Source organism: Actinosynnema sp. NPDC023658 (assembly GCF_040639995.1).
In the GTDB taxonomy this organism is placed as follows: domain Bacteria; phylum Actinomycetota; class Actinomycetes; order Mycobacteriales; family Pseudonocardiaceae; genus Actinosynnema.
The window spans coordinates 1-4,485 of record NZ_JBFAAX010000381.1 but is presented as its reverse complement, the minus strand read 5'-3'; the positions used below and the strand labels follow the sequence as shown (position 1 = coordinate 4,485).

At 71.0% G+C, this 4,485-nt stretch carries 5 protein-coding genes; 3 read left to right on the top strand and 2 right to left on the bottom strand.

What is annotated here, in order from left to right; genetic code table 11:
* On the top strand, positions 1–300 hold a 300-nt coding region (locus AB0G02_RS26985; RefSeq protein ID WP_360798881.1), incomplete at its 5' end, for a substrate-binding domain-containing protein.
* Between the two features lie 67 nt (positions 301–367).
* Here AB0G02_RS26985 and AB0G02_RS26980 read toward each other — a convergent pair.
* Together AB0G02_RS26980 and AB0G02_RS26975 are read right to left on the bottom strand one after the other, a co-directional pair.
* Positions 368–1,012: an MBL fold metallo-hydrolase gene (locus AB0G02_RS26980; protein WP_360798878.1), complete on the bottom strand. Its 645-nt coding sequence runs from the start codon at positions 1,010–1,012 to the stop codon at positions 368–370.
* Positions 1,013–1,388: 376 nt separating this feature from the next.
* On the bottom strand, positions 1,389–2,486 hold the full coding sequence (locus tag AB0G02_RS26975) for a GDSL-type esterase/lipase family protein (RefSeq protein WP_360798875.1): 1,098 nt from the start codon (positions 2,484–2,486) through the stop codon (positions 1,389–1,391).
* Positions 2,487–2,812: 326 nt separating this feature from the next.
* Between AB0G02_RS26975 and AB0G02_RS26970 the strand changes: the two genes are divergently transcribed.
* Positions 2,813–4,141 carry a lysine N(6)-hydroxylase/L-ornithine N(5)-oxygenase family protein gene (locus AB0G02_RS26970; protein ID WP_360798872.1) on the top strand — a complete coding sequence of 443 codons (1,329 nt, stop codon included), beginning with the start codon at positions 2,813–2,815 and terminating at the stop codon, positions 4,139–4,141.
* Between the two features lie 28 nt (positions 4,142–4,169).
* Positions 4,170–4,364: an MbtH family protein gene (locus tag AB0G02_RS26965; RefSeq protein WP_360798869.1), complete on the top strand. Its 195-nt coding sequence runs from the start codon at positions 4,170–4,172 to the stop codon at positions 4,362–4,364.
* Positions 4,365–4,485 lie beyond the last annotated feature (121 nt).

Genomic DNA, 4,485 nt, shown 5'->3' with positions numbered 1-4,485 from the left:
GAGACGCTGACGCCCACCGGCCTCCGCTACCACGCGGTGTACGCCCACAACGACCTCCCCGCGCTCGGGGTCGTACGCTCCCTCCGCGCGGCCGGCCGCAAGGTGCCCGACGACGTCGCGGTCGTCGGCTTCGACGACATACCGATCGCCGCGCACGCCGAGCTGACGACCGTGCGGCAGCCGATGCGGGAGATGGGCGAAGCCGCCGCCCGCCTGCTGCTGGCGCGGTTGGAAGGCGCGGCCCCGGCGTCCGAACCGGTCGTCCTGCCCACGGCGTTCGTCGCGCGCCGGTCGGGTTGAGCGGACCCCGGCCGACGACGGGAACCGCTAAGAACACCCGGGAACAGCCGACCGCGACCAGGATCGGTCAGGTCGGGCGGTTCCCGGTCAGGAGCGGTTCGCCGTGGCCGACGCACAGGACGTCCGGCGCGAGGTCGAGCAGGCGTCGCACCGAGTCCAGCAGCCGCGGCCGGTCGGAGTTGAAGACGCCGGGGATCGTCGCGCCGTCCCAGGTGGCCACCGTGTCGCCGGTGAACAGGATCCCGTGCTCCGGCAGGTGGAGCGCGATGCTGCCCGGCGTGTGACCCGGGATCGACAGCACCCGCGCACCACCGCCGAAGTCCAGCACGTCGCCCTCGTCCACCTCGCGGTCCACCGGTGATCGCGGGGCGAGGGGCACGCCCGGCGTGATCCGGTCGAACAGCTCCCGCTCCTCGGGCGGGATGTCGAACGGCGGTGGGGGCGCGTCGCCCCGGATCACCGGCGCCTCCGCGGGGTGCGCGTGCACCGGGGCCCCGGTCAGCTCGCGCAGCTCGGCGGCGGAGCCGATGTGGTCGTCGTGGCAGTGCGTCAGCACGATCCGCTCGATCCGGCCCAGCGCGGCGATCTGCGCCGCGTGCCCGGTGGTTCCCGTGTCCACGACGGTCAACGCGTCGCCGTCCTGCCACACGTAGGCCTGGCCGATCGGGAAGCGCAGCATCCGCAACCCCGGCACCACTTCGATGATCTCCACGCGCACCAAGCTAAACCGCGCCGCCGGCGGACCGTACCCCGTTTCGCCACGGGCATACCGCTCGCGGCGCCACATCACACGGAGGTGTCCGGACGGTCGGTACTGGGTATGTCAAGAGCCAGCATGGGGGACAACACGATGTTGGGAGCCGATATGCCTTGGGTTCAGCGACACCGTCGCCGCGTGCCGCACACCTGGTTCCGCACGACCTCGGTGCAGAGCCACTACCGGCGGTCGCCCGCAATGATCCCGACCATCATCGCCATCGTCCTCGCGGTGGTCCTGCTGATCGTCCTCTTCTAGGCCCGCGTGGAGCCACGCCGGGATGACGTGGTGCGGACGAGCCCGCAGCACGTCATCCCGGGAACGCGGATCGTCAGGGGCTGGTGCAGGTGAGCGCCGGCGTGGTCGCGCTGCCGGTGCCGATGTAGCCGAACGTCGTCGACGCGCTCGCCGCGAGGGATCCGTTCCACGCGGCGTTGCGCAACACCGCCGAGGATCCGTTGGTGCCCGACTCGCCGCCCCAGACCTGGCTGATGCCCTGGCCGGAGGCGAGGGCCCACCGGACGGTCCACCCGGTGATCGGGGACGCCCCGGCCGTGACGGTGACCTCCGCCTGGTAGCCGCCCTGCCAGGTGCCGATCGTGCGGTGCACGGCCGTGCACGCTCCCGGAACGGGCGTCGTGGTGGTGGTCGTGGTCGTGGTGGTCGTTGACGTGGTTGTGGTCGTACTGGTGGTCGTGGTCGTCGTGGTGCCGTCGCTGATGCTGCCGGGGACGGCGCGCAGCGCGTTGAACCACGTGGTCGCCATCTTGCTGTAGCCGCCCGCGTTGGGGTGCACGCCGTCGGACAGGTCGGCGGTGGTCAGCGCCCGGTACATGTCGACCAGGTGGACCTTCTTGCCTGCGTTGACCTTGTTCTGCACGATGCCGGGGATGGCGGCGTTGTAGGTGCGCACGATGTTGTCGCTGAACGACAACGGGATGATGGTGGCGACGAACAGCTCGGTGTCCGGCGCCTGCGCGGTGATCTTGTCGACCAGCGCCGCCAGCCGCTGCGGCGCACCGCCGGGGTCGCTGCCGTAGATGTCGTTGGTGCCGATGTGCAGCAGGATCGTGCGCGGGGTGTAGGTGCGCAGCCAGTTCACGACGTTGGCGTCGATCTGGGCGATGGTCCACCCGGAGTGGCCTTCGTGGTTGCGGTCGCCGAGGGTGCTGGGGCCGTTGGTCATCGAGCCGACGAAGTCGATGGTGTAGCCACCGGCGACGAACTTCTGCCACAGGTCGATCCGGTAGCCGCCGCCGTTCGGCATGCCGACCCCGTCGGTGATCGAGTCGCCCAGCGGCATCACCTTCACCGCCGTGGCGGCGGCCTCCGGCGCGGCTTGCGCCGTCGTGATGGCGGGGACCGTGACGAGCGCCGCGAGGGCCGCGAGTGCGGCGACGGCGACGGACAACCGGGCTGTTCCGGCCATGAGCGTTCCTTCCGGTCTTGGGGGGAGACGTCGTGCCGGCGGCTCACCACGAAGGGGCGGCATCCGTCTGTGCCCGGAACGTTACGGAGTGTTTCGGGGGAATCAACGACTCCTTTCGGCCTCACCTTCCAAACAAGACGGCCAAAGGAGACGGAGCGGAACGGCCGGGGCGAGGCGCGGGCGCGACCCCGCCTCCGGGCCCCGCCTTCCGCCGAGAGGAAGGTGAGGCTACTAATTCAAGAGGTCTGGATCACTCCCGCGGGACGACGACTTAGGTTAGGGTGTCCTAAGTTCGATCACCTTGTTGTCGCACCGATGGGACAGCCATGCCACAGCCACCGGTCTTCGACGTCCTCGGCGTCGGCTTCGGGCCGTCCAACCTGGCGCTCGCCATCGCCGTCACCGAGCACAACGCCGCCGCGCGGGCCGAGGACGTGGTGACCGCCCACTTCCTGGAACGCCAACCCCGGTTCGGCTGGCACCGCGGGATGCTGATCGACGACGCGACCATGCAGGTGTCGTTCCTCAAGGACCTGGTGACCCTGCGCAACCCGAACAGCGACTTCACGTTCCTGAGCTACCTGCACGGCAAGGGCCGCCTGGTCGACTTCGTCAACCACAAGACCGTGTTCCCGCTGCGGGTCGAGTTCCACGACTACTTCGAGTGGGCCGCCGGGCGCGTGGACGACCTGGTGTCCTACGACCACGACGTGGTGGACGTGCGGCCGGTGACCGAGGACGGTCTGATCACGCACTTCGACGTCGTCTCGCGCACCTCGGGCGGCGAGGTGGAGGTGCGCCGCGCCCGCAACCTGGTGCTGGCCACCGGTCTGCGCCCGGCGCTGCCGGACGGCGTCCGGCCCTCCGAACGGGTCTGGCACAACCGCGACTTCCTGCACCGCGTCGAGTCCCTGACCGACCCGCGCCGGCTCGTCGTGGTCGGCGCGGGGCAGAGCGGCGCGGAGGTGACGGCGTTCCTGCACGAGAGGTTCCCGTCCGCCGAGGTGTGCGCGGTGTTCGCCCGCTACGGCTACAGCCCCGCCGACGACAGCCCGTTCGCGAACCGGATCTTCGACCCCGCGGCCGTGGACGACTACTTCGCCGCGCCCGAGCCGGTCAAGCGCAGGCTCATGGAGTACCACGCCAACACCAACTACGCGGTCGTCGACCACGAGCTGATCGCGGAGCTGTACCGGCGGGCGTACCGCGAGAAAGTGGTGGGGCGACAGCGGTTGCGGATGCTCAACCTCTCCCGGGTGGCCGCGCTGGACGACCGCGGGGACGGCGTGGTGGTGACCGTCGAGTCGTTGGCGACCGGTGAGCACGAGGTGCTCGACGCGGACGCGATCGTCTACGCCACCGGCTACCACCAGGCCGACCCGACCGCGCTGCTGGGCGAGCTGGCCGGGCACTGCGCCCGTGACGCGCACGGCCGGCTCGGCGTCGGGCGCGACTACCGCCTGGACACCGCCGACGACCTCGTGGCGGGCCTCTACCTCCAGGGCGGCACCGAGCACACGCACGGCATCTCGTCGTCGTTGCTGTCCAACACCTCGGTGCGGGTGGGGGAGATCCTCCGGTCGGTGCTCGGCCGCCGCGCCCCCGCGGTGCCCGCGCAGCCGGAGTACGCGGTAAGCGCCTCCCTGATCAGCTGAACCCGCCGAACCACGAAGGGATCCTGCCGTGACCAACCCGTTCGACGACCCCGAAGGTCGGTTCCACGTCCTGGTCAACGACGAGGGCCAGCACTCGCTGTGGCCGTCGTTCGCCGCCGTCCCGGCCGGCTGGACCAGCAGGTTCGGCCCCGGGCCGCGGGAGGCGTGCATCGCCTACGTGGAGGAGAACTGGACCGACCTGCGCCCGCTCAGCCTGCGCTGAGCGCACCGACTGCGGCGTCCCACCGGGATCGGGGTGAGGCGCTCGGGGGCCGGCGGCCCCGGGTCGCCCCCGACCACACCCCGCAGCCCCCCCCGGGCCCCGACCAGCACAGAAAGCAGCT

Coding starts and splice junctions, on each gene's coding strand:
- AB0G02_RS26975 (WP_360798875.1), bottom strand. CDS start 2,486: ATGGCCGGAACAGCCCGGTTGTCCGTCGCCGTCGCCGCACTCGCGGCC.
- AB0G02_RS26970 (WP_360798872.1), top strand. CDS start 2,813: ATGCCACAGCCACCGGTCTTCGACGTCCTCGGCGTCGGCTTCGGGCCG.